17 protein-coding genes and 1 tRNA gene are annotated in these 25231 nt (G+C 56.1%); 17 read left to right on the top strand and 1 reads right to left on the bottom strand.

Annotated features, from left to right (window positions below; translation table 11 throughout):
• The first annotated feature begins 318 nt into the window (after window positions 1-318).
• From QD408_RS20320 to QD408_RS20270, 11 genes are all read left to right on the top strand, one after another.
• Window positions 319-624: an ETC complex I subunit gene (locus QD408_RS20320; protein WP_088681033.1), complete on the top strand. Its 306-nt coding sequence runs from the start codon at window positions 319-321 to the stop codon at window positions 622-624.
• 55 nt (window positions 625-679) lie between these two features.
• A tRNA-Arg gene (locus QD408_RS20315) sits at window positions 680-756 on the top strand.
• A gap of 317 nt (window positions 757-1073) precedes the next feature.
• Entirely contained in the window at window positions 1074-2267 is a 1194-nt protein-coding gene (locus QD408_RS20310; protein WP_414140537.1) for a DUF3644 domain-containing protein, read from the top strand.
• Between the two features lie 23 nt (window positions 2268-2290).
• Window positions 2291-4744: a DUF4238 domain-containing protein gene (locus tag QD408_RS20305; protein ID WP_414140536.1), complete on the top strand. Its 2454-nt coding sequence runs from the start codon at window positions 2291-2293 to the stop codon at window positions 4742-4744.
• Between the two features lie 803 nt (window positions 4745-5547).
• Window positions 5548-6336 (top strand): hypothetical protein, encoded by a 789-nt coding sequence (locus QD408_RS20300; RefSeq protein ID WP_414140535.1) that lies wholly within the window; start codon window positions 5548-5550, stop codon window positions 6334-6336.
• Window positions 6311-8602 carry a Mu transposase C-terminal domain-containing protein gene (locus QD408_RS20295; protein WP_414140534.1) on the top strand — a complete coding sequence of 764 codons (2292 nt, stop codon included), beginning with the start codon at window positions 6311-6313 and terminating at the stop codon, window positions 8600-8602. The genes QD408_RS20300 and QD408_RS20295 overlap by 26 nt, the downstream gene beginning before the upstream one ends.
• Window positions 8603-8604: 2 nt before the next feature.
• Window positions 8605-9540 carry a TniB family NTP-binding protein gene (locus tag QD408_RS20290; protein ID WP_414140532.1) on the top strand — a complete coding sequence of 312 codons (936 nt, stop codon included), beginning with the start codon at window positions 8605-8607 and terminating at the stop codon, window positions 9538-9540.
• Window positions 9537-11072 (top strand): TniQ family protein, encoded by a 1536-nt coding sequence (locus QD408_RS20285; protein WP_414140531.1) that lies wholly within the window; start codon window positions 9537-9539, stop codon window positions 11070-11072. Before QD408_RS20290 ends, QD408_RS20285 begins: the two co-directional genes overlap by 4 nt.
• Before the next feature lie 559 nt (window positions 11073-11631).
• On the top strand, window positions 11632-13203 hold the full coding sequence (locus QD408_RS20280; RefSeq protein WP_414140530.1) for a recombinase family protein: 1572 nt from the start codon (window positions 11632-11634) through the stop codon (window positions 13201-13203).
• The gene (locus tag QD408_RS20275) at window positions 13200-14096 is read left to right on the top strand and encodes a plasmid partitioning protein RepB C-terminal domain-containing protein (protein WP_414140529.1); all 897 of its coding nucleotides are present in this window, start codon (window positions 13200-13202) and stop codon (window positions 14094-14096) included. Before QD408_RS20280 ends, QD408_RS20275 begins: the two co-directional genes overlap by 4 nt.
• Window positions 14093-14983 (top strand): plasmid partitioning protein RepB C-terminal domain-containing protein, encoded by an 891-nt coding sequence (locus QD408_RS20270; protein WP_414140528.1) that lies wholly within the window; start codon window positions 14093-14095, stop codon window positions 14981-14983. The genes QD408_RS20275 and QD408_RS20270 overlap by 4 nt, the downstream gene beginning before the upstream one ends.
• A gap of 118 nt (window positions 14984-15101) precedes the next feature.
• Here QD408_RS20270 and QD408_RS20265 read toward each other — a convergent pair whose 3' ends face one another.
• Window positions 15102-15512 (bottom strand): hypothetical protein, encoded by a 411-nt coding sequence (locus QD408_RS20265; protein WP_414140527.1) that lies wholly within the window; start codon window positions 15510-15512, stop codon window positions 15102-15104.
• A gap of 36 nt (window positions 15513-15548) precedes the next feature.
• Here QD408_RS20265 and QD408_RS20260 point away from each other — a divergent pair, with 36 nt between their 5' ends.
• The 6 genes from QD408_RS20260 (at window position 15549) to QD408_RS20235 (ending at window position 25227) form a co-directional block, all read left to right on the top strand.
• Window positions 15549-16901, top strand: a complete 1353-nt coding sequence (locus QD408_RS20260) for a hypothetical protein (RefSeq protein ID WP_414140526.1) — start codon at window positions 15549-15551, stop codon at window positions 16899-16901.
• 164 nt (window positions 16902-17065) lie between these two features.
• Window positions 17066-18079, top strand: a complete 1014-nt coding sequence (locus QD408_RS20255) for a S1/P1 nuclease (RefSeq protein ID WP_414140524.1) — start codon at window positions 17066-17068, stop codon at window positions 18077-18079.
• 103 nt (window positions 18080-18182) lie between these two features.
• Entirely contained in the window at window positions 18183-18905 is a 723-nt protein-coding gene (locus QD408_RS20250; protein WP_414140523.1) for a hypothetical protein, read from the top strand.
• 127 nt (window positions 18906-19032) lie between these two features.
• Window positions 19033-19608, top strand: a complete 576-nt coding sequence (locus tag QD408_RS20245) for a hypothetical protein (protein WP_414140522.1) — start codon at window positions 19033-19035, stop codon at window positions 19606-19608.
• Window positions 19609-19631: 23 nt separating this feature from the next.
• Window positions 19632-21548 carry an AAA family ATPase gene (locus QD408_RS20240; protein WP_414140521.1) on the top strand — a complete coding sequence of 639 codons (1917 nt, stop codon included), beginning with the start codon at window positions 19632-19634 and terminating at the stop codon, window positions 21546-21548.
• A 187-nt stretch (window positions 21549-21735) separates the two neighbouring features.
• Window positions 21736-25227: a DEAD/DEAH box helicase gene (locus tag QD408_RS20235; RefSeq protein WP_414140520.1), complete on the top strand. Its 3492-nt coding sequence runs from the start codon at window positions 21736-21738 to the stop codon at window positions 25225-25227.
• The last annotated feature ends 4 nt before the right edge of the window (window positions 25228-25231 follow it).

Genomic DNA, 25231 nt, shown 5'->3' with positions numbered 1-25231 from the left:
GCGGCAATCTGGTTGCAATCACAACATGAGACAATCGGTAACATAGCGCAATCCGGCCTGGCAAATTCCCTTGAATTTCAAGGCGCGGCAGCCGCCTTCCCGAAGGATGTATCCACAGGCGCTTCGGCAGCCGATACTTGTTTCTTCGCCACGCCGACCGTCACGAGATGGAGCCGGCGGCAGTGTCATGCGCCGCCTTTTTTCTTGAAAAGCCGGGGATTCGCGGATAAGCAAATTCATCTCTTCGCATTATCCTTGGCGATGAAGCAAAAGCCCGGCAATGGGATTGAGACCAAAACATTCGGAGACGCCGCAGTCATGTCTGCCAAGATCTATCGTCCAGCCAAGACCGCCATGCAGTCCGGCAAGGCCAAGACCCATCTCTGGGTGCTCGAGTTCGATCAGGAGTCGCCGCGCAAGATCGATCCGATGATGGGTTACACCTCCTCCGGCGACACGCGCCAGCAGGTGAAGCTCACTTTCGAAACGCAGGCGCTCGCAGAAGCCTATGCCCAGCGCAACGGCATCGAATACCGCGTCATCGCGCCGAAGGACCCGGCCCGTCAGGTCGTCGCCTATCCGGATAATTTCCGCTATACCCGCACGCAGCCCTGGACGCACTGAGATTTCTCGTCCACATATGCCGCATCTATCGCACTGCCAAGTGCGATGAGCAGACGGCCCCTTAGCTCAGCTGGATAGAGCACCTGCCTTCTAAGCAGGTTGTCGCAGGTTCGATTCCTGCAGGGGTCGCCACAAACTATCACCCGACACATCCGTGCGGACGAACGACAATCCTCTCGGACTCGCCGACTCAACTGCTCGGATTCCCGTGCATACTCGCCGCCTTGTATCCCAACAATATGTTGACATTACTCTCGGAAATCGTGCGGCTCGCGCTAAAGGCATTTTCTTGAGCTGACGGGTGTCTGTCTGTAGCTTCACAGATCGAACGGATTTGTATCGCTTTAGCGCTACAAACTGCTTGGTACGCTCCAAATTCCCTTCTCGACAATCTATGCTAGGTGCGGGAATCATCGGGGAACTGCTCGTTATGCGAGCTGGAGGATTATTTGGCCAAACGGGAAAAGACACCGCTCGAACGTTGGGAGATTGCGCTGGTCAAGGCGATGCTGGCGCGTGGCGGCTATAGCGACCAAGTAATATTAGCCTACTTCACCCGCCCGACACGATCAGTGAACCACCGGGTGATCGCAGAAATTCGAACGGAAACCAAGCATAAGACCGTTAAGTCTGCGCCTGCGGATGCCTTAGACGATTTCCTTGCCACTTGGCCTGATGTTGATCCCGCCACGGGCCTAAGCATTCGTGGGGATGAGCTGCTGATTAAGGCAAGAGAGGCGATGATTGCAGCTGTTCACATATTCAACGGAGCAGGGCTGACGTTTCGTGCCGAACTGTTCATCGTGTCGAGCATCATTGCCTGGACCTATTTGATGCACGCGTTTTACAAGCGCCAAGGCATCGACTATCGCTACAAGGAGGCCGACGGCAGCATCAAGAAGACCAAGCAAGGAGAGGAATGCTACTGGGAACTTGGGATGTGTCTCAAACACGCGAAATGCCCTATCCCAGCCGGGGTGGTTAAGAACCTAGAGTTCCTTCTTGCGATCCGTCACGAGATTGAACACCGAATGACCCATCGCATTGATGACGCGGTCAGCGCGAAGCTCCAGGCCTGCTGCATCAATTTCAATGAAGCGATCAGGAAGCTTTTCGGAGCACAGTACGGCCTTGAACGAAGGCTTCCGATAGCCTTACAGTTCGTCACGTTCAGTTCCGATCAGCGGTCGATTTTGAAGAAGGCAAGCACGTTGCCGCCGCACATCGAAACCGTGATGAATGAGTTTCATAATGGGCTCACGGATGAAGAGCTGGCCGATCCCGATTTTGCCTATCGCGTTGTTTTCGTCCCGAAGGCGGCCAATCGTCCCTCCGCCGCCGACCTAGCAATCGAGTTCGTCAAGCCTGGTTCGGACGAAGCAGCAGCGATTAATCGCGTCCTCCTGAAGGAGGTGGAGAAGAAGCGATATTTGGCCAAGCAGATCGTCCAGATGATGAAGGACGAAGGATACCCCAAGTTTACGACCGGCGCACATACGGCACTGTGGCACCAGCTCGATGCAAAGAATCCGGCTTTGAGTTTCGGCCGCGCAGGCGAATATCAGGGTATGTGGGTTTGGTACGAAAGCTGGCTACAACGCGTCCGCGCCCACTGTCAGGAGAACGCGACTGTTTATCAATGATCAAAACCATAGTGGCGACCTGAATGTCTAAGACCCGTGACAATCATTACGTCCCACAATGGTACCAGGACGGTTTCTTCGAAGCCGGTCAGACTAAGTATCGATACCTGGACCTGAACCCGCTGGTTACAGTCCTTCCTGATGGACGAAGCTTCAGCGCCAATAGCAGGTTCAAGTCGGTCACATCCCAATGCTTCTACGAGACCGACCTGTATACGACCTTCTTCGGCACCCAAATCAACGATGAGATCGAAAGGCGTCTATTCGGCCCCATCGACGATTGGGGGTCGAAGGCCGTCAGAGCATTTATCGGTGATGACGTCGGAGAATGGCATCGCCATTTTCAACGCTTTTTCGAATACATCGACTCCCAGAGAATTCGTACACCTAAGGGCCTGGACTGGCTGAAGAGGCACTACCCGTCTCTTAGTCAAAACCAGCTGATGTTTGAAATGCAGGGCATTCAGCGGATGAACTGCACGACCTGGACGGAGGGAATTCGGGAGATCGTTTCGGCGGAAGGTGCAGATACAAAGTTCATAACGTCGGACCATCCGGTCACAGTGTATAATTATGCGGTTCCTCCTGAGCATGAGCTTTGCTCATACCCTAACGACCCCGCAATTACGCTGAAGGCGTCACAAACGATCTTCCCATTGAACAAGAACTTTTGTTTGATTTTGACGAACCTGGAATATGCGAAGGACCCGACAGCAGCTTCGCCCATGGAAAAGCGCACCTTCGCGCGGAACTTTCGGCAGTCCATGGTTCGCACTGATGCGTTTGTCCGATCCCGAAAGCTTAACGATATCGAGGTTGCCCGCGTCAACTACATCGTGAAGGCGCGTGCACGGCGGTTCATAGCAGCAGGTCGCGAGGACTGGCTTTATCCAGAGCGGGTTGTCACCGACAGTTGGGCAGACCTGCGACATACCATGTTGCCTCCGGAAAGGGAGCACTGGCGATTTGGCGGCGAAATGTATGCAAAGATGGAAACCGGCGAAGTCTATTATCAGGATCAATTCGGCCGAACCGAGAAGCCGCGCGATTACCTTCAAAAGAACGTCGACGAAGCCAAGCTGCGACCCCATGATGAGTGCGGCTGCGGCTCAGGTAGAAAATACAAAAAATGCTGCAAAGGGAAGCGGCCAGGTTTGAGACCATCATGGTCTGAACTTAGCATTCGAGAGCGCAATCTCATCTTCTACCGTGCCATGGTCGATATTCTTGGCTTGAATCGCGGGAAAGATTGGGTCGACGTTCGCCGCGAGCTTACCGACAGTCAGGTGGTCGAAATCTATACCATCTACGGTGACCTCTGGCCCCTTGAGACTGATATGATTGGTCTGCTTCCCAAGCCGGATGGCACCGCCCGTGCTCTGTATACGGGGTTGATCGATCCACGCTTGACCCTGGAATTCGTGCCGGGGAGCTGCCTCTACTTCAATGAAGTCATCATGGAGAATCCCTTCGTCCATCCGGGCACGGTAAAAAAGGAGTTCAGCCCGATCTACAACCCGAAGAGCTTTCACCATGAATTCCTGAAATGCGCGTTCCTGTTCATTAGCCTAATGCCTCTCATTGAAGATGGCGTGCTGAATCTCATTCCCGATCCAAGCAACTTCGATCATCATCTCAGAGATCAAATGATGACGTTGGCACAACAACGCAGCAGCCTGAGTGGTGCTGCTCCGAAGCCGGATGCTCGGATCAAATGGCTAATGGCTGATGATTTCAGGAAGAGTATGTTGGTGCTGCCAGAGGACGTCCGCCGACGGCAGATCAAGCAGGCCCTCCCGGACCTGACTGATGTCGAGCTGGGAGAGTTGTTGGCATTTCAAAATAGCAAACGGGAAGACGATCCGTTCACGGCGTTCGGGGACGACAAGTTCGAACTCGGCAATGACGGCGGTTTCTTCAATCTAGCGAAGATGGCACCGAACTTTGAGATGGCGGTGTATCTAGCCCGAGCGACGGGTTCTTTCATCATTACGGACAGCGAACAACGGTGGGATGAGCTGTTGGCGTCACAAAGTCGTAGCCGTGGCTTTGTGCTATCTCATGCGCCCGAATTCTGTGAGCAATTAAAGAAGGAACCGCACGCGTTTATCGTCGATCCCGCTGCCGCCAGGCTCCTGAAACTCGAAGGTGTCCTTGAAACTTATCGTATGTTGATCTCGGACCTTTATTCGTTTGCGATATCCTCTGGAAAGCGAGGGCGTCGGCCGAAACTCGCATCTCAACTCGCCCGGCGGTTCACTTCAGTATATGTCTCCTCCCAGAACACACTTCGCAAAGTAGACGCGCCGCAATCGTTAGGCCATATACAGGGTATCGTTCCTGATGGGGGACTCACGCATAACAATGTCAGCAGAATGCTGATCACCTCTGGGGTTGAGCACCACCTGGACAACGTTCCTATGGCATTTTTCATGCGGACCCCCAATCCAGAAATCTATAAGCAGGACCTCTGGTAGGTCACCACCACGGGGTGCGGCGGCTCACAGCGGGCGGTCTGACATACATAAGCGCTCCCAAACCGATTCGTTCTTGACAAAGTGAACATACCATGAACATATGCCTTTGCAGTCCGAATAGTTCTGTCGCTCATCCCAGATGAGGCGAAGAATTCCTTGCGAATTCAATCGCAAAAGGAAGTCTTCAAGGAATTTTGACGGATCGTGAAAATGTCCCGCTCTGGCGCAAGGTCTTGTCAACACTTTGCGCATAGAACGCCGCTCGCAACCAAAACCGTAAGGTCCAACGCAGTGATAGCAACGCTAACCCTAACCCCACGGGATGCCCGTTCAGGCATCGGTAGCTGAAGCACTGCTTGCTCAGCTATCCTTGGCTGAGCGCTCCCACCAAAGTTTCGAGCAGGTGGTGACATGACTTTCAAGGACAATCTAAAACATAGCACTGGACATCTCCGCCCGGCTCCTCAGTCGGTTCGCGTACCCGTGCCCCCTCCAATCCGAATATCCCCCATCCTCTAGCGCCGACGGGCGGACGCTGAGCGTTTCCTGCTCGGTATCCGCACGCCCGAATTTCACCGTTCATAACGCGCGGCCGTGACGGCTTGCGTGCACGCTGGAGGCTGCAATGCGTGAAGCATTTTCAAGCCTCGGAGGATATCCGCGTCGGGTCTCCTTCGAGGAACTCATTCGCTTGGGCGTTTCGCAGGAGACCGTGGATTCGGTGAGGTCGCTGGACCTTGGCGATATCCATGACTTCTGGAGGATTCCCGAGGACAGGGCAGGGCACGACTTGGAGGTCGATCATGATCTCTAAGGCCAATGCCGCTCGTCTTCGGAAGATGTTCTCCGAGAATCACGAACCGGCGATGGTGGTTGGCAAGAAGCGTTACCATCCAACCCTGCCGGTCCCGTTCCCGACCACCAAGGCTCCGAAGGGTTTGATCAGAGCCCGTCTGCCACTAATGGCGGACGGCCTCACTCATCTCGATACCGATCCGAGAGTGGTGGCGATCTCGCCGTATCCGCTTGCGGCTCACTATTGGGCCACGGGCGATCCAGAGAAGCCGGAAAAACGGGAACATGTGCCTCATGTCGCGATTGAAATGCGCGATCAGACTGTTGTGTTCATCGATTACATTCCGCTCACCAGGCAAAAGCTTGAGCCGTGGATTGCGAGACGAACACGCGACCTGAAAGCTCATTTCCGAGAGCAGTTCGAGCGCGACTATATCGTGCTCGATGAGCGTCACCTTTGGGTGGAGCCTCGGTTCTCGAATGTCAAGCTGATGTGGCAGCACAAGTCCCGGGTAGGTGAGCCGCCCAGTTTGATCACTGCGAGAGCGGCGGTCCGAGCTGCGCGTCTACCGGCGACCATTGATCAGATTTGGCGAAATGCAGGCTCACCGCGATTGGGTTTCCGGTGGGAAGGCGAGGCGTCGGCCATCGAGCTGCGCCAGGCAAATCCGATTTTTACCGCCGTCATGCAATTGGCGATGCGCGGAGAACTGCGCCTCGATCTCGGTCAACCCCTCTCTATGTCTAGCGTCGTCAGAAGGATTGAGCACGATGACAATGGCTTCCGCCCATTTTGACTTTCTCCGGTCGAAAGCTTCACCAATCCTATCAGCGGAGGATTTGGCGATTCCGGCTACCCCTCCGGATCAGTTCAAATGTCAAGCTCCCGATATCCGACCGGGGCACCTGTTCGTCGTCCATGGCTTGAATGGTGAGCGGTCATTCTACGCTGCTCGTCATTGGACGAATTCGGCACCGAACATGCCCAAGTGCCTCTACCTAGAGCATGCCCAACTCGGTGCGCCGCTCATTTTATCAGCATGGCAGATTGCCTGGTTGTCGCGTGAGGGGCGTCTCAGCGGCATGCCAGGCCCAGAGGGAATCCCCTATATCGAGGGAATGGCGCTGTCGCTAACCGAGGCGCAGAAGGCGACTGCACGCCGATATCTCGAATATGTTCGTCATTACCGCAAGCTCTGCGAGGAGTTGAACGGCGGTCGGGATAGCGACAGAATCGGTGCCCAGGCGAGGCGAGAGGTCGCGCAGCGTCGCATGGAGACCCCGATTTCCAGAAGCACCTTTTACGAGGCAAAGCGGAAACTCGCTCAAAACCCCAACATCGACCCCTTGGTCGCGTTGGCCCCGAAGCTCAATCCGGGAAATCAGACCAGGCGTCTTCCAGAGCCGCTGCTGGAGGCGATCCAGATCGCCGTGAAGGACTCTTGGAGCGATCCCGAGGGGACGGCAATCACCGTCAGGGATCGAGTTGCCGAACTTACCGCAGTTGGTGCGGACTATTCGCCGTGGGCTGAAGCGGCCGCAAAGGTCTCGATGCGCACATTTCAACGGCACCGCAAGATCGACGGCTACACCCGAACGTTCCTACGACATGGGGAAGAGGAAGCCGAGAGGATTACTGCCCCAAAGCTACGCATCCTGCGGCCGCTTCGTCCGCTTGAAGTCGTTGACATCGATTATGTCTCGCTGAACGTGGTGGTTTTGGATGACGAGGTCTCTGTGGCCTATGGTCGCCCTGAGCTTCTCGTCTTCCGTGACCGCCATAGCGGAACCGTGGTCGGTTTCGATCTCAGTTTCGAGTCGCCCTCTTTTGCCGGTTTCATCAGGGGGCTCCGCCACGCTATCTATCCAAAGGACCCGCATACGCTACCGGACGGTGTGTCGTGGCCATGGTACGGTCTGATGGCGCGACTTGGCGTTGATAACGCTTCGATGTTCATTGGCGGTGATATGGAGGCGGCTGCTCGGGAGATGGGCTTCCAGCTCGTAGAGTATCGCCCCGGCCGCCCATATGAAAAAGGGGCCCTGGAGCACCTATTCGCTGTCATGAACATGCAGCTCATCGACCGCCTCGAAGGGGCGACTGCAGGTTCGCCTGAGGAGCGGAAGAAGTTCGACAAGGATCGGAACAAGGCGGTACCGACGATCACGCTTCGGGAACTGCGCGGTTTTCTCACCTACTATTTCGCTGAGGTGTACAATCGCTCCCTCAAGGCCGGTATTGGTCCGCTGATTACGTTGAAGGATGTTCCGGCACGACTTTGGGAAGTGGGCATCGAAGCCGCTCCAGTTCTTCCGCCGCTCGATCCCAACATCTTCGTGCGCCAGGCGTCGTACACGGAGCAGGTGACGATCCAGCGTGACGGCATCCGGCTTGATTATCTGCACTACCAGTCGGCTGAACTGCTCGCGCTTACTCTGCATCCCAACCATAAGCGGGGTACACGGGAGCACTCGGCGACCAAGTATGAAGCTAGCCGTGACCCGAATGATCTCAAGCGGCTCTTCGTGCGCGACCCTTACCGCAATGTCGTAATCGAGGTTCCGATTATCGACATCGAGAAACGTTATGCGACAGGGCTGACACTGTTCCAGCACACAAAGATCGTCGCCTATCACAACGAGGAGATCGGTAAGATCGGCAAGGTGGAGGACCTTGTCCAGGCTCGCGCGGCCCTTGAGGTAAAGCTGAACGAAGCCCATCAAAGGCGAAAGCGCCATGATACTGCTCGAAAGCTCGCGCGGTTCCTGTCACGGGCCGATCAGAAGATGCGCAGGTCGGAGGTAGTCGAGCTGGCGGCAGACCAAGGCGCGGCAGACTATATCGACTACACCAACCCCGTTGCCGCAGAGCCGCTGGAGAAGAAGTCCTCACGGGCGAGCGCGTCGTCTCCGGTAGCGTCCACTGCCAACCGCGATAGCGAGGCACCCCCGGTTAGCAACCCGCCACCGGAACCCGTGTCACCGGCTGCGGCTAAGCCTGACATTCAGAACGATAGTTCGGTGGACGATCTGCGTGACCGCCACCAAGGATGGGACGACTAAACATGCCTGCAGACTACAATATGGACCCGCTCAAGGGCGACGCGCGACTGGCGGCGTCGGCGCTTCCACCTCGTGACCGACAGCACATGATCGAGACGCTGCTTTACCCATACCCGTTGTTTAAGGAGGGCGTGGCGTTCTTGGAGAAATTCCATCGACCTGTGAATGGGGGGCGGCACGGTACCGGAAAGCTGGGGGGCCTGATGGGTGTTTCTCGTGTCGGCAAATCGCAAATTTGCAAATTCTACGCAGCTGGTCACCCAATGCGGCTCGATGATGATCGAGAGGTCTATCCGCTGGTCGTCATCCAGGCGACGAGCGACATGAAGCCCAAAAATTTCGCCAACCAGGTTTGTCTCGCGACGGGGGCCAGGACACTCGGAGCGATGAACGCAGACGCTCTGCTCCAAAGAGCTGTCGACCGTCTTGTCCAGGCCAAGACTGAGCTGTTGATCATCGACGATGCCCACTTCATGATCGAGGGCCGCCGAACCGATGACGCCCGCCACTTCAGGACGTTCCTGAAAACAGCTTGCGACACCAGCGCCTTCAACATCCTGGTGGTTGGCGAGGTTTCGCTGAAGTCATTCATCACGGCGACAGACTTTCTGCATCGCCGAGGACTTTTTCCGCACCAAGTTCTCCATCCCCTGGAGGACTCGAACGATGAGTTTGAGCGGTTTCGTATCTTGCTGGACGGGATCGATAACCGACTTCCGTTTGCATCAAAGTCAGGGCTGTCTGACCCCGGCATTGCGTTCGATGTCCATCGCTTCAGCGGAGGCCTCATCGGGGCGGTGATGAACTTGATCCAATATGCAGCTTACGAGGCGATCAACGAAAGCACCGCCAAAATCATGCCAGAGCACCTCCGACGGGCTGCGAAAGCACTGGTGGGGTTGGACGATGATTACAGGTATTTTCAGGTGGTGAAATGAATATCGAGTTCCGAACCTCGCGTCCATTTTCCAAATGGGAGCTGAAGCCGGGGGTAGGGGAGCCTTCCTACTCATATTTCGCTAGGTTGGCGGCTGATGAGCAGCATTCGAGTGTTACCCTTTACGCGAATGGGATCGGGTTGAATTGGCGCAACCTCGTGCCAGCGGAGATTCTGTCGACCCTCTTGACGTTGCCTCTCTCCGATGAACATCAGAAGACCTTGCGGCAATCTACTCCCGTTCGCGACGGCAACTATTTCCGAGTGAACGGCGACAGGATTCATCATCGCCAGTTCTCTTACCGCTACCGGCGCTTCTGTCCGCATTGCCTTGCAGAAGGACCGTTTCATCGCGTCTGGTGGGACGTGCAGGCGTTTAAGACGTGTCCGATTCACGGTTGCGAGATCGAGGAGAAGGTCGACGGTCGGCGGCTAGGATGGTGGTGGGCTCATTTTGACCAGTCCCCACGCGGAACTCCGATCCTGGGTCAACGAGACGCGCCGGTCATACTAGCGGGCGAGCATCCATTCCACGAGTTCGTCGTCGGCCGTCTGACCGTTGGCAGAGAGAAAGATGGCGAGTTAACAGGATACGATTTGGGCGAGATTATTGAGGCATCCATTGAGCTTGGCATGTGGCTTCCGAGCGAGGTTAGGAGCGAACCCACCGATGATGCCGACATTGAGTTCGGGTTCGATGTGCTATCCCGGGGCCATGCGGGGATTGTCGATCACCTTCGGCAATGGCTGCTGCAGGTTGTGCCCGAGGATAGGCGACGAAAGGGCCTTTATGCGAGCGTTCCGAAGCTTGCTAGTTCTTGGGGCCTGCCCTCAGAGAACCGCCTCATGTCAAAATTGTACGCCGCACTCATGGAGGCTTTTGCGGCGGTCGGGAAACTGGGTCGGAAGCGATCCAAGGCCGTCGTAACCCAACGCTTCGAACGGACGCTTCTGGAAGTCTCCCGCGAACTTGGCTTGCCGCCCAAGGGTGTCAGCAAGTTCACCCGCTTCCTCGGCTTGCTTCCCGACGCAAAGTGGAATGGAGATGCACTGTCATTTGACCAGAACGCATTCGAAAAGCTGAGGCATGCGGTCGAGGACTTGATCCAGTTGGACCAGACATTCGATATCACCGGCATCCCAGCGCATGAATTTCGAGAGCTTGAGAAAGCAGGCTTCATCACAGGCCATTTTGGTTTGCCGATCAATGGCAGTGGAAGTCCGAAATTTCCCAGGTCTCGGATCGACGAGCTGATCCGAGATGCGATCAACAAGGTTTCTCCACGTCCTGGAACCCGGACGATGAGCCTATTCTCGCTTGCCAAGTGGTCGGGGCGACGGCAGGGCGAGATCGTCTGTGCAGTGTTGTGCGGGGAAGTGACACCAGTTGCGTTGGACTCACAGGCAACTGGGTTCCGGCAACTGCTGTTCCCTATCGAGAACCTCATGCAGCAGGAATTGCGGCTGCCAGGTGATCGGCTCAATCGCGTTCTTCGGTCGTACACGGGCAAGAATCGCCAGAAAGAAACGTAGTGTCGATGCGGTCCAACGCAGCCCTGCCTGTGTGGCCAGTGCCTTGGTTGGCATGCTACGCTGTCGGACAGAGGCACACCTAACATGAAGCGCGTAATCGAAGCGGTTTCGCCGGGACGCGGGAATTCGCAGTCACAACATGTCTGTTCGCAGTGCCCGCATGATCGCAGTTGCTCTCGCGAGCGAAGCCTCCGCAGCCTCCAGTTCGATGGAGACCTTGAACAGGTCACGACCAGACATTCGAAGGAATTCGTGCAGGACAGCATCCGAGTTCCTGGCGAGCTGAACCAACTGCCATCCGCTTGGCCCCCGGTTGCCCTGGAGCCAATATTTCGCCGCCCGCTCACTCACCCCGGTCCATCGCATAATCGTCTTTGCGGACCGGGCGCTGTGACCCAACTCCCCTCGCAGAGCACGGGAGATTGCTTGCGCATAATCGCCGCGACTTTCCGTGCTCACAGCCGGAACAATTGTGCCCGTAATCGGAACCATGTTTCGATCCTCCCCAAGGTATACTTCGGCCCTCAACAGTCAGTGCAACGATAATTGTTGACATGTCATGGTCATCGATTGGAACCAGAAGGTTAGTAATGACTCGCCAGTCCCGCCGAGAGTCCCGGCCGCGACATATGTCCGAATGTCCACCGAGCACCAAAAGTATTCGACCGACAACCAGATTGCGATCATCCGACGGTATGCTGAAAAGAACGGTTTCGAGATCGTTCGCGCCTATGCCGATGAGGGCAAAAGCGGATTGCGGTTGATCGGCCGTGACGCTCTGCAAAACCTCCTCTCTGACGTTGAAAGTGGCCGGGCCGACTACAAGGCGATACTCGTCTACGACGTGAGCCGATGGGGGCGCTTTCAAGACCCGGATGAAGCCGCAGAAGTGGAATTGCGCTGCAAACGCCACGGAATTCTTGTGCACTATTGTGCCGAGCAATTTGAGAATGACGGCAGCATGGGCTCGTCGATCATCAAGACGGTCAAGCGTGCCATGGCTGGCGAATACAGCCGCGAACTATCGGTCAAGGTATTCAATGGGCAGGCTCATCTCATTCGCCTGGGATATCGTCAAGGCGGTGCTCCGGGCTTCGGCCTTCGCCGCCAGCTCATTGATCAGAACGGCAATCCAAAGGGCGGGCTCACTCGGGGTGAGCACAAAAGCATTGCGACCGACAGAGTCATCCTGGTTCCTGGACCGCCGGATGAGGTCGCGGTCGTCAAAAGGATTTATGATCTGTTCGTGACGACGGGGCGAGTCGAAGCCGAGATCGCTGCGATCCTGAACGCGGAAGGAATTCGGACTGACTTAGGCCGACCTTGGTCGCGTGGAACCGTGCACCAGGTCCTGATCAACGAGAAATACGTCGGCAATAATGTCTGGGGGCGTACCTCATTCAAGCTCAAGCAGTCACATGTCAAGAATCCAGAAGAGAACTGGGTCCGAGCGGACGGCGTGTTCACCGGCATCGTACCGGTCGAGCTGTTCCAGCAAGCGGGCGCAATCATCGCGGCCCGAGCCGAGCGGCTCTCCGACGAGATCATGTTGGAGAAGCTGGCCAAAGTCCTGGAACGGCAAGGCTACCTGACCGGTCTGATCATAGACGAGACCGAAGATTGCCCCTCCAGCACATCATATGCCCATCGGTTCGGCAGCCTGTTGCGTGCTTACGCCCTGGTGGGTTTCGTGCCCGACCATGACTATCGCTACCTCGAAATCAATCGGGCGCTCCGCCGGATGTATCCCAAGCTGCTGGGGCAGGTGGTCGAAGGCCTCCACTCGGCAGGAGGCATGGTGACCCAGGACCCGGATACAGACCTGCTCACAATCAACGGAGAGTTCACCGCGTCGATTGTAATCGTTCGTTGCCTGCAGACATTGGCTGGTGCTTTGCGATGGAAGGTGCGTCTGGATACGGTTCTGAGACCAGACATTACGGTCGTCGTTCGCATGGGCCCGGGCAATGCCGACCCTTACGATTATTATCTCTTGCCGTTGCTAGACATGCACGAAGCCATTCTCCGACTGTGCGAGTTTAACGGCCTGTCCCTCGATGCCTATCGCTGCGAAACGCTATCGCGGTTCTACGCGATGGCCGCTCGGAGATCGTTCAAGGAGGTGGCATGATGGTTGCCGTTCCAGCCCAACGGGTGGAAATGATTCCGATCAGCAAGATCACGGTGGTCAACCCGCGTGTCCGCAACAAGAAGAACTTCAAGGAAATCGTCGCGAATATCGGAGAAATCGGACTTAAGCGTCCAATCACCGTGACCCGTCGGATGGAGGCCAGCGGACCATTTTACGACTTGGTTTGCGGTCAAGGCCGTCTGGAGGCGTTTAAGGCGTTGGGGCAGGAGGAGGTACCGGCGCTCGTCGTAAACGCCAACAAGGAAGATTGCTTGGTGGCCAGTCTCGTCGAGAACTGCGCCCGACGCCAGCATCGAGCCATCGATCTTTTACAGGACATTGGCGCGATGAAGCAGCGCGGCCATTCTGTCCCGGAAATTGCCCGTATGACCGGGCTGACGCCCGAATACATCTACGCCGTCGTCCGATTGCTGGAGAAGGGCGAAGAAAGATTGCTGAGGGCAGTCGAGACCGGCCAGATTCCATTCAGCGTGGCTTTGGAAATTGCGGAGGCTGATGATCATGACATCCAGGCAGCCCTGCAGGCCGCATATGAGAAGAAGCTGCTTCGCGGCAAAAAGCTGATGATCGCCAAGCGCATTGTCGAGCTGCGGAGGCAGAGGGGTAAAAGTCTGAAATACAACCTTAAACCCAGGACAACATCATTGTCGTCGGAATCCCTGCTTCAGGCATTCCAGGAGGACGTTGACCGAAAGCGTCTGTTGATACGGCGAGCGGAGGCCGCAAAGGCTCGCCTTACCTTTATCACACAGGCGATGCGTAGGCTGCTGACCGACGAACATTTCACATCAATATTGACAGACGAAGGCTTTGCCTCCCTGCCGGAGGCGTTGGCTGGCAGATTACATGGACAGGGAGGCTCCCTGCAATGAAGACCGGTGCCACCCGATTGCCCGTGTCGCTCTCTTTTGAGAGCACCAGTCTTCGGATACCGATTGCCGAAATCTTGCCCTTGAAGCAGCTCCCACCAACCGTCCTGAAGTCTGTGAAGTACGCCCAGATCGCCGCCTCGATTGCTGAGGTCGGAATCATAGAGCCGCCGGTAGTGATCCGGGACCGACAGGAGCGTGAAAAGTTTCATCTCCTCGATGGCCATGTCCGGTTAGATGTTCTTGCAAAAAGAGGCGAGACTGAGGTTGTCTGCCTGGTTGCCACGGAGGACGAGGCCTACACATACAATCGCCGTGTCAGCCGCCTGGCAATCATCCAGGAACACAAGATGATCCTCAAGGCGATTGAGAAGGGCGTGCCGGAGGAGCGGTTAGCCAGGGCTCTCAACATTAATGTCGCCAGCCTGCGGCATAAGAAATCCCTCCTCGAAGGGATTTGCCCTGAGGTCGTCGAAATACTCAAGGAGAAGCATGTCCCCATAAATACTATCGGCCAGTTGAAGAAAATGAAGCCAATGCGGCAGATCGAGGCGACCGAGCTGATGGTCGTCATGAACAAGTTCAGTGTGAGCTACGCGACGTCCCTCGTAGCCGCCACACCCGATTCCATGTTGGTGTCGCCGAAGAAGAAGATTGCTGGCCTCAGCGAAGATCAGATATCGCTGATGGAGCAGGAGGCGGCCACCCTCGACCGGGAGGTTAAGACCATCGAGCAGGACTACGGCGTGGATCACCTCGATCTCGTGCTTGCAGTCGGCTATCTCTCGAAGCTCCTGAGCAACGCGAGAGTTGTGCGCCATTTGGCGCAGTTCCACCCTGATATTTTGGCAGAGTTCCAGAAGCTCACTGATCTTCGAAAAGCTGCGTGAACTGGCTGCGAATTCGGCCAAGGCCACGCCGCTGTGGTCAGTCGCGGTCGATTTCCGATAGCATTTTTTCGTACGCTCTTCCGAGCAATGACGGCTAAGCGAGGAACCACAGCCGTCATCACCTCGACGGACCAAGTTGCGGATACTGTAGATGCTCGTGGCTCATTTCCAAGAGTTTTAGGAACGCCTCTTCTCTCTCCCTACGGCAGAATGCGGCGTGGACCTCAGCAAGCTTGTCCATGGACGACCGTGATGGCTCATATCGCCGCCCGGTGTGACCAGATAGGAAGGAAATCGCTGCCTTAACTGCCGCAGTTGGGGAGAGAAACCCACGTTGGCTCGTCCGCCGGGTCGCCTTCTCTAACTGTACCTGTGCCACAAGGCGGATACTTATTCCAGAAGGAGACTCTTCGTCGTCGCTTATTTTTACGAGGACAAAATGGTTATTGCTGGGTTCGAATTCGAGTTTTACCCCGCGTTCACCGTCTGAGAGTAGGGAAAGGGTTTGTTCAGCGTGTTCGATCAACATTGGCACCTCTCCGATCACGCTTGGAGAGGGCGATGCATGCGACAAGGTCTAGGAATGTTGTGGGTTGGGAAGCGCAGAGAGAAGCTGCGAGAGTTGTCGCCGTCAGAAAAACGGAGGCTAATTCTTGCGTTCGGCCGCGACGGCGGAGCGGCTGTGGCGCGTGAAGAAGCCAAGTCTGTCGTTGCTGCGGCTCAGAATGGCGGGCAATGGTTTTTCTGCGCTTGCAACGCTGACCAAAACACAGTTCTCGTTCCATACGAGCGCACGTATGTGCACCGTCGGGTCGCGTCGTCCAACGCGCACAGCGATAGATGCCCGTTTGCTGTTGATCCCGTCCAGCAGTTGGCGATTGTTCGCAGTATGCGCCCGCATCCGCCAGAGAAGGCGTTTAACCTACTGTCCGATTTCGCATCAGACAGGGGGCCGTTGGACGAAGATCGGACCGCGCAATTCAATACAGTGCGCCGCTCGAAACTTGCCAGAGTTCTTATCGCTCTCGCCGAAGCCTCTGGGCTTCAAACTCAGGATGTCGGCACCAGGTCCATCAACCTTCAATTCAACGATCTCATTTCGCAGGCGAAGAATTTCAAGCTGGTTGGCGAAATCCCGCTCGCGAGTATGCTCTGCACATACCCGCCAAAACTCGGCGAGTTCCTCGGGGACTTCAACAGGCGAGCCGCTAGATTCAATTGGCCGAGAGGCTCCCGCGCCCACGGCATAGTCATCATGAAGCTGATCTGTGTGGAAAACCGCAATCTTGTATTTAGCAAAGAGGTAAAGGTTCCGGTCTCGGGCCCTATCGCCATATTCGGGCGCTCAGATGCACCCAGGCTTAAGGATCGCCCATATATTGGTATCGGACTCATCGCAAAGCAGAGCGCAACATCGCCCGCAGAAGTAATCCGGGCTTATATTCATCCCTGCTACTCACATGAAAATCTGATGCTGGTGGATAGCAACTATGAACGCGAAACCTTTGATTATTTGCGTGACCTTCAATCGGAATATGCCGGACGCGTAGACTTCAAGATCGAAAAGCCCCTTTCGGATATCGGCCAGCGCTTCCAAGAGAGCACTGCGACCGACGCGGAGGTTGATAACCAAGAGATCGATGCGCACGGAGCGCCGCCGATCCTGATTCCCGATTTCGTCGTCCGTTTTAAAGAGAGAGTCCGATCCGACAATGATTTCTTTGTTGAGACCATGGGTTTTAGCAGCCAATATTATCGGGCGATTAAGCGGCGGATAATTCCTGAGATGCGGCGAGCACTCGGGGGCATCCTGCATGTCGAACACGACTTTTATTTTCCTTCCGATCTCACGCTGGACGAACGCCATGAGATTTTTCGGAAGGCTGTGCGTGATAAGATAAACAAGTCCAGTAACTAGAACTTTGTAGCATCTGCTACACAACCAGCCCATGTGGGCCACGGCTGACTTGTAGTGGAGGCAATATCGCCGTTACCAATCCGTGCGACATCGCTATAACCTTCCGCTTTCCCTTCCTCCATTTAGTGTTATTATCGCGACTTACACTTATCGAGGGAGACGGGATGCGGTATCTTTCGGCGATGGCTTATTCATTTCTGGCGCTGTTCATTTGCTTGGCAGCGCCATCGGGAGCCTTCGCCTGGGGTGAGTACGGGCATATGACGGTCTGCGATCTGGCCTACAGAAATCTCACTGATCCATCAAAGGAAGCGCTCATCAAGCTCTTCCACGGAAAACAGGGCATCACAGTTCTAAGCAAGAACGGTGTCGACACTCGGCATTACACGTCCTTCAATGTAGGCTGTCTCGAAGAGGACGCGAGGCCGCGCAGGCATCCTGATGATCATTTCATCAACGTTGACCGCAAAACGAAGAACCTGACATCGGAAGCATGCCCCGTTGCCGGAACGTGCATCTTTGTTGGAATCAAGCGCGATCTCGCTATTCTAAGAGACACCTCGAAGTCAGACGAGGATCGCGTCGCCGCATTGATGGCGGTTGGCCATTGGATTGGTGACATCCATCAACCGCTCCATATCTCGTTCGAGGACGATACTGGCGGAAACGATATCAAGGTAAAAATGAAGACCACCTGCGGAACATCGACTTATAAGCCCAGCTATCTTCACGCTCTCTGGGACAATTGCCTGCTCGAAGCCAGCATATTCGAAAAGGTCCGCAAAAAGGATACCTACAAACCAGGTTGGGGTTATCGAACGATCACATATCGCGCGGTCGATACCCTGCAGGCCAATACGACTTTGACAGAGGAAAAGTCTATGGTTGGCACCGATCCGGTCCTCTGGGCTGACGAGTCCTTCCAGATCACCTTGCAGCCGAATGCTCAATATTGCGTTCAGGTCGGCGACAGCTGCCAATACACGAAGGATGAACCTGTGCTGGTCAAGGACGGCAAGCAAAAGAAGGTCGAAATCGCCAAAGCATATCTCGACGAATACGGCCCAATTGCCGAACAGCGTGTCCGGCTGGCAGGATTCAGGTTGGCCCACTTGATCAACCTGGCGCTTGACCCTGACTACAAGGAGCCCGTGCAGAATTCGACGCAGCTACCTTGACGAAGCTGTGCTGTCCGTAATCCGTTGGCAGATAAGATCACTGCTTTAACGTGCACCAAGGCTTTGTCTTGCTGAGGATGGAGTCGACCAGGAGTTTTGCCAGATGCTTGCCATCAATCTCGACCCTAGTGAGAAGATGGCGTTGAAGTCCATCGACCCCCGCGAGCTGAGAACATTGATTGACCAGGCGATAGCCGTTGAACGAACCGGAGCATTATACGGACTGCCCCTGTCCAGCTGCGGTCCCTACGTGTCCTCAAAGTATCGATCCTTCCAGCAAGCTGTGCATGATTACAGCGTGGCGAAGTCGGCAAAGAAGCGTGGTGAGACGCATGATCGGGCCGTTCGTGCTGGGTACGACCTGACGCATGCAATTCATCAGATGCAGGACCGGATGGATACTGAAGAGCGGGAAGGGGAACTGTTTTATGTCGACGACAATCTTCATTGGCCCACTCACTTCAGCAGACATCTACGGGTGAGCATTTCATACAGGTGGCGGCAGTCTGTCGATGATAATTGGTCACATGGCAGGATAACGTTCGCCCACGAGTATGCTCCCCGTCTGAATCTTGCGGAGCCCCGTCCGAAAAGGAAGCCGAGCGCGGCAAAACAGGCGCGGGAACTTGAGGACCAACTGGCGAGGGAGTGGGAGCACCTTGCTGGATTGGCGCTCTATTCTGTCAGGGAGTTTTTCCGGGAAGGAGGCGACGGCGGCAAAATCCCCGAGGATTTCACCGCGAAGACGGATACTCGTGGTGGCCTGAACAACTTCAGCGCAAGGTTCTGGGATGATAAGGGATCAAGCCGCAATGACATCGCTTGACAGCGTACGATTTGTTCACTAAACGTTCACGCATGCCCAATCATGTCACCATACTCCGAATAGTAAAGTGATCGCCCGCCGCAGCCTGCGGCGACGGAACAATATTTGCTATTTGTGAGTGAAGGACATGAACGTCCCCGCGATTCCCACCACAGTGGTGGCCCGCCCGTATTACCCGCTGCAGACGGTTCGATCAGTCGGTCCCGTTGTTTTTCGTAATCAGGTAGCCCGCGACTACGCTTGTCTGCTCGACGTCGACGACGACGTGGTTGAATGGCATTGCCTGCCCCAGATTCACTATACTGATAAGGTCCGGGAGGCTGACTTTCATGTCACTCGGACCGACGGCAGCGTCGTCGTCGATGTCGTGACGGCCGATGGCAATCCCCCTCCGTGGACAAGGATTCCCGTTGGATATCGACACGAGCTTGTCGTCGCTGCCGACATCCCGGCGATCAGACTTCGAAACGCGCGGGATTTGCTGCGCTACGCCAGCTACCGGGTCACGCTTTCCGACCGGGTACGTTTGCTTGCGGCCTTGGACGACCAGGGCAGCCTCTCCGTCGCTGAATGCCTCTCAATCTTCATGGACACACGGCCGATAGCCGGGCTCGCGCAGCTCGTGCTTTCGCGCTTTGTCGAAATCGATCTCGACACAGCGCTCATCGGCCCCGAAACCCAAGTACGTCGCAAGCGTGATTGAGCCGCAGCGACAGAGGCATTCCCATGATCAAGATGACGAAGAAGAAGGACCTTTCGCGGTCGCTCGAAGACTATGCATATCAGTGCGTCACGCGTCGGCTGCTCCGGCGCGTCGAAGGCTTTCTCGATGGAAAGCCCGGATTTGTGATCCTGATCGCGCAGCCGGGAGTTAATCCGGCAGACTATTATCCAGCAATCGCAGCCGATCTTTTCGGTGACGACTATCCCGAACGTTCCAACTGTGGCGTGATGGTCATCAAGACCGGCGAGAAGCAGCCTGCCATTCTCGGGAAATTCGATGCCGATTGCCGCCTACGTCATCGGATCGTTGTGATCGCGAGCGACCGCGAATGCATCCCATCGGAGATCAGGTTCTCGGCCGATACCATCATCGATGTCCCGCCTGTGTCCCCGCGCGACCTCAAGGCAGCATGCAAGACGGTCCTCGAAATTGACATCACTGCCGCCCAGGCGAAGGAGGCGTTGAAGGCTCCTTGGCATTTGCTACTCCGGACCTTGCGCCCCGGTCGGCCCATCGATGATGTTCTGTCGCGCCTGAAGAACATCCCAGTCGTTTCGGAAACGCATGCGCCGAAATCCAGGGCTGCCAACAGCATGAAGCTGGAGGAGATGCACGGTTATGGACCCGCCAAAGAATGGGGTCTGCAGCTTGCCGACGACCTCGGCGATTGGCGCGATGGACGGATTTCATGGGACGATGTCGACAAAGGTCTGCTGCTCAGCGGCCCGCCAGGCATCGGCAAATCCGTGTTCGCCAGGGCACTGGCGCTTCAATGCGGTGTCAAGCTGATCGTCACCTCACTCGGGCAGTGGCAAGCGAAAGGTCACTTGGGCGATCTGCTCTCGGCCATGAGAACCGATTTTGCCCGGGCAAAGAACATGGCTCCGTGCATCATGCTAATCGATGAAATGGACTCATTCGGCGACAGGTCGACATTCACTGATCGCAACAAGGATTACAGCACGCAGGTGGTCAATGCCCTGCTTGAATGCCTCGACAGTCTCGATGGTCGAGAGGGTGTCGTTGTTGTCGCCGCAACGAATAACCCGAATGACATCGATCCGGCGGTATTGAGAGCAGGACGCATCGACAGGCACATCGCGCTGGAATTGCCGGATGGAGACACGCGGCTCGCCATCATCAAACAGATTTCGGGGATCGCGATCTCGGATGACGAGGCCCCCAGGATCAAGCAGATGACCATCGGCTCGTCAGGCGCTGATCTCGCCAAGATGTGCCGTGAAGCGCGTCGACTTGCGCGGCGGGACAAGCGGCCGGTCGACGAAAACGACCTCATCATTGGACTTCCCAAGCTTATGAGGGTCGAAGGAGAGTTCCGTCGCCATGTCGCAATCCACGAAGCTGGACACACCCTGGTCGGATGGCGTCTCGATGCGGGAGAATTCTTAGGAACAACTGTTTTCGACTGGATCAATCCGGCCGTTGGCAATCAGCGTGTCGGCATGGCCATCTTTCGACTGCCGGGAACCGGAGCCCGCATGCGTCAGCATCATCTTGACCGGATCGCTTGCCTGTTAGGTGGCATCGCTGCCGAGGAATTGGTGCTCGGTGAATTCTCTGACGGCGCGGGTGGCGATGACGCTTCCGATCTCGGAATCGCCACGACCTTGGCAACCGCACTTGAAGCTCAACTCGGTCTGGGCGAACGGCTCCGCTATTCGGCGGTTTCGGACGCCGATGACTGGGAACGGCTTCGACGGGTGGATGTCAAGCTGGCGGCCCGTGTCGACAAAGTTCTACGGGAGCAATTCGAGCGAGCGAAGGAAATCCTATCGGACGAGAGAAGACTTCACTCGGCCATCGTCGAGGTCTTGTGCAATGATGGCAAACTGGGCCCAGAGGGATTGGCCGAACTAGAAGTGAGCCAGATGGATCACGATCCAATCAAAGCCGCGTAGAGGCTGATAAATCGGAGGCGTCATCACCACCCGCATAGGTGACATGCAACTGGGGTCCGTTAGATGGATCAGAGCAACTGGCCCATCGTGATGGAGTGGTAGACACCGATGCCAATCTGTTCGATATTTTTACAAGACAAGATTGCATGGCCCATCGTCGGAGACGGGCCTCCGGCGGGGGAAGCGAATGGCAACAAGACCATATCTCAGCAAGTCTATCGCTGAGTTGGAGGCAATCTTCGAGAGAGGCCGAGACGACGCAGCCGTGATGGCTTCTCTCAAGAAAGAGCTGGAATTCCGGAATACTCAACGTGCGCAAGCTCTCAAGGATCGCGTCGACGGAACTGGCATTGCGAGTGCGAGCCCGTCGCGCCGGGTCTCCCGAGATACAGAAGGCAACGTTGCCTCCGAGATTGCAAGCGTCGTGGTGAAAGCACGCCCCAATTCCGATCAGGGTGGCTCAGCTCGACCGGTGCTCCATAGGAAGACCGTGCTGAAACCGCCAGTCAACAACCACCCGACAGACGTCCTTTCCGCATGGACTGCTTTGGAGGTGTTATCTCCGCAGGGCTTTCGGCGCGAAACTGACCTTGTTGGCGGTGACAAGAGCCTGATCGCTCGCTTCGAACAGGCCCGGCTGCCCTGGGAAATGGAAGAGAAGTCCCGCCCAAAGAAACGCCTGTACTACGAACTGTACATCGGCACCATCGCGCTTGCTCCGGCTGTTGAGTCTCTGCTCAGGGTGTATGCCGATAAGCGTCCCGAGAAGCCGAGTGTTAAAGGGTACAGTCCAATCGCCAGCGTCATCCTGGACAAGGAGGGTCGACCACTGGAGGATGAAACCAGCGCGGTGATTTCGAGCTTTGCTTGGGGTGTTCCGGTCGCGCTGGAAGGTGACCTCCGAAAACTCGCCGACTGGTCGCGGCAGCAGAATGCGCTGCTGCAGGAATTCAGGACAAAGCTGATCCTGAAAGACGTGAACGACGAAATTCTGCCTCTAACGAAGGCTCGCATCGATGATCTCTATCAGCACCTCGTAGCGGCACTGAAGCTGCAGGACTTCGAGACAAAAGCACCCTATTTTGCGGTCAGGCGCTTTGAATATTTCACGAGCAAGAATCCGCCGGAGCCCAGCGTTCTGAACTCATTCTATCTCGATGATCTGACCACCGCTCGAACCCTCGCCAACAACAGGACAATGCCTCTCGCACTCAGGCATTATCTCGGCGCGAGTACACCAGAGACCCGCATTGATCTTCTACAGGACATCACAGGCCTTCAGAATTTGCTGCAGCCCTCGCAGACGCCACCGGGCCGGTGGCCGGGCAGGGGGCGTTTCCCATTGGCGCTCCTCCAGCAAGCGGCAGTGAACGCCACTGGATTGAACAGGCTGCCGACCGGCATACTCGCTGTGAATGGCCCACCTGGGACCGGCAAGACAACGCTGCTGCGAGACGTTGTGGCGGCTCGTCTTGTAAGTCGCGCGGCGGTTATGTGCCGTTACGATGATCCATCTGATGCGTTCCGTCCGACCAACGAAAGCCTTCAACGGAGTAACGCCCGCATCACACTGCATCGTGTCGACGAGCAGTTGAAGGGCTACGAGATGGTCGTCGCATCATCCAACAATAAGGCGGTCGAGAACGTCAGTGCCGAACTACCGGCGGCTGGAGCAATCGCGTCGGATGCCATCGGTCTGCGATACTTCAAATCGATCTCCGATAACGTGCTTGAGCGCGAGACATGGGGATTGATCGCGGCCGTCCTGGGCAACGCCTCCAACCGATACCAGTTTTCACAGGCGTTCTGGCGCGACGAGGAAAACGGGCTCTCGACCTACCTCAATCACGCGAGTGGCATTCCGCAGATCGTAGTGGAGCCGCAGGAAAACGGTCCTCCGCTGAAACGGCGACGCGCCATCATCGACCGCGAGCGTCCGCCTGAAAACAAGCGTGATGCACTCAGGAGTTGGGCTGGGGCTCGTGCGGGTTTTGTCGCAGCATACCGGTCCTTTCAGGAAAGGCAGACTCGACTACAGGGTTTGCACACCCAACTAACGCGGCTCGCTGAGCTAAACACAGGCATCGCCCGTTTGACTGCCGGGATTGATCAGGCGGATGCCAGTCTGGCCTCTTTGCGTGCGAAAGTGACAAGTCTGTCCGCACAACTGAAAGTGCCGCTGGAAAGGATTACTGCCAATAACTCGGCCAAGCTGGCACTGTGGTCGGAGCGACCGAGCTTCTTCTCGCGGCTATTCAAGACAGCTCGTTTTCGCAGCTGGCAGGCGGCCCACGATCAGATCGTGAACGCTATCGGCAACGATGAGAGCTTCGTCTTGTCACTCAAGCCCAGTTTCGATGACCTCAGGACGCAGATTGCAGACGGGGAGACCAGGCTGGAAGGCATGCGAGGCAGGCTGAACGAGCTTCAATCTGAAAAATCCCAGTTGGAATCCACGACACGCCGAGAGCGGTCCGAACTGGGGGCTGTCGTTCCTGATGCCGCGTTCTTCGCCGGGAGACACGAAGAGGTGCAGACCGCCAGCGTTTGGTTTGACGCGGCTTCAAGCAAACACCGGGACGATGTGTTTGAAGCGGCAGTACAGGTGCATCATGCGTTTATCGATTGTGCTGCCGATCCCCTCCGGCAGAATCTTTCGATCTTTGTTGAAAGCTTCGGTACCCGGTCGCTCGGCACCCCCCAGAAGGACGCAATGATCCCGGACCTTTGGGCGTCCTTCTTCCTTGTCGTCCCAGTAGTGTCGACGACGTTCGCCTCTGTGAACCGGATGTTCTCTAGAGTCCCGCCAGAAACGCTTGGCTGGCTCCTGGTAGATGAAGCGGGACAGGCACTGCCTCAAGCTGCCGTGGGCGCTATGATGAGGGCCAAGCGGACAGTCGCTGTCGGCGATCCGCTGCAGATCGAGCCGGTGGTGACACTGCCGAACAGTCTGACAGAGGAAATTTGCGGCCATTTCGGCATTGATGCACTGCGTTTTAATGCCCCAGAGGCATCCGTTCAAACGCTAGCGGATGCCGCGAGCATCTATTGCGCCCGGTTCCCAAGTGGCAGTGGGCACAGAGATGTTGGTGCACCACTCCTGGTTCATCGGCGCTGCGACAGCCCTATGTTCGAGATTTCGAACGAGATCGCCTATTCGAACCTGATGGTTCAGGCGAAACAGAAATTCCCGGGCAACCATGTTCTTGGACCATCCGCGTGGATAGACGTTAAATCTCATTCAGGTCAGGACAAGTGGTTCCCGGACGAAGGCCGCGTGCTGATTGAGATGCTAAGAAATCTGCGCGACAGCGGAGCCGAGCCGGACTTCTATGTGGTCACGCCATTCGTCGTTGTCCAGGACAATCTCCGCCAAGAACTGGAGCGCAGCAGCATCCTCAACGGTTGGGTCGAGCATCCGCACGACTGGGTCTACGAGCACGTCGGCACGGTACATACGGTACAGGGGCGGGAGGCCGAGATGGTTTTCTTCGTTCTCGGTGCACAGTCAAGTTCGCAACATGGTGCCAGGGCTTGGGCGGGAGGTCGACCCAACCTTGTAAATGTCGCAGTAACCCGGGCGAAGATATCGCTCTACGTTATCGGCAATCGCGAGGCGTGGAGATCGGCCGGTTACTTCTCAGTCTTAAGTCGCTTTCTACCTCAGTTCGCAAATTGAGCTT

Source organism: Rhizobium sp. BR 249, from assembly GCF_047445895.1.
In the GTDB taxonomy this organism is placed as follows: domain Bacteria; phylum Pseudomonadota; class Alphaproteobacteria; order Rhizobiales; family Rhizobiaceae; genus Rhizobium.
The sequence above is the reverse complement of the archived record's forward strand: the minus strand, read 5'-3'. Positions and strand labels throughout refer to the sequence as shown.

Coding starts and splice junctions, on each gene's coding strand:
- QD408_RS20270 (WP_414140528.1), top strand. CDS start 14,093: ATGAAGACCGGTGCCACCCGATTGCCCGTGTCGCTCTCTTTTGAGAGC.
- QD408_RS20245 (WP_414140522.1), top strand. CDS start 19,033: ATGAACGTCCCCGCGATTCCCACCACAGTGGTGGCCCGCCCGTATTAC.
- QD408_RS20255 (WP_414140524.1), top strand. CDS start 17,066: ATGCGGTATCTTTCGGCGATGGCTTATTCATTTCTGGCGCTGTTCATT.
- QD408_RS20280 (WP_414140530.1), top strand. CDS start 11,632: ATGGTCATCGATTGGAACCAGAAGGTTAGTAATGACTCGCCAGTCCCG.
- QD408_RS20285 (WP_414140531.1), top strand. CDS start 9,537: ATGAATATCGAGTTCCGAACCTCGCGTCCATTTTCCAAATGGGAGCTG.
- QD408_RS20235 (WP_414140520.1), top strand. CDS start 21,736: ATGGCAACAAGACCATATCTCAGCAAGTCTATCGCTGAGTTGGAGGCA.
- QD408_RS20275 (WP_414140529.1), top strand. CDS start 13,200: ATGATGGTTGCCGTTCCAGCCCAACGGGTGGAAATGATTCCGATCAGC.
- QD408_RS20290 (WP_414140532.1), top strand. CDS start 8,605: ATGCCTGCAGACTACAATATGGACCCGCTCAAGGGCGACGCGCGACTG.
- QD408_RS20250 (WP_414140523.1), top strand. CDS start 18,183: ATGCTTGCCATCAATCTCGACCCTAGTGAGAAGATGGCGTTGAAGTCC.
- QD408_RS20260 (WP_414140526.1), top strand. CDS start 15,549: ATGCGACAAGGTCTAGGAATGTTGTGGGTTGGGAAGCGCAGAGAGAAG.
- QD408_RS20295 (WP_414140534.1), top strand. CDS start 6,311: ATGACAATGGCTTCCGCCCATTTTGACTTTCTCCGGTCGAAAGCTTCA.
- QD408_RS20265 (WP_414140527.1), bottom strand. CDS start 15,512: ATGTTGATCGAACACGCTGAACAAACCCTTTCCCTACTCTCAGACGGT.
- QD408_RS20240 (WP_414140521.1), top strand. CDS start 19,632: ATGATCAAGATGACGAAGAAGAAGGACCTTTCGCGGTCGCTCGAAGAC.
- QD408_RS20300 (WP_414140535.1), top strand. CDS start 5,548: ATGATCTCTAAGGCCAATGCCGCTCGTCTTCGGAAGATGTTCTCCGAG.
- QD408_RS20305 (WP_414140536.1), top strand. CDS start 2,291: ATGTCTAAGACCCGTGACAATCATTACGTCCCACAATGGTACCAGGAC.
- QD408_RS20320 (WP_088681033.1), top strand. CDS start 319: ATGTCTGCCAAGATCTATCGTCCAGCCAAGACCGCCATGCAGTCCGGC.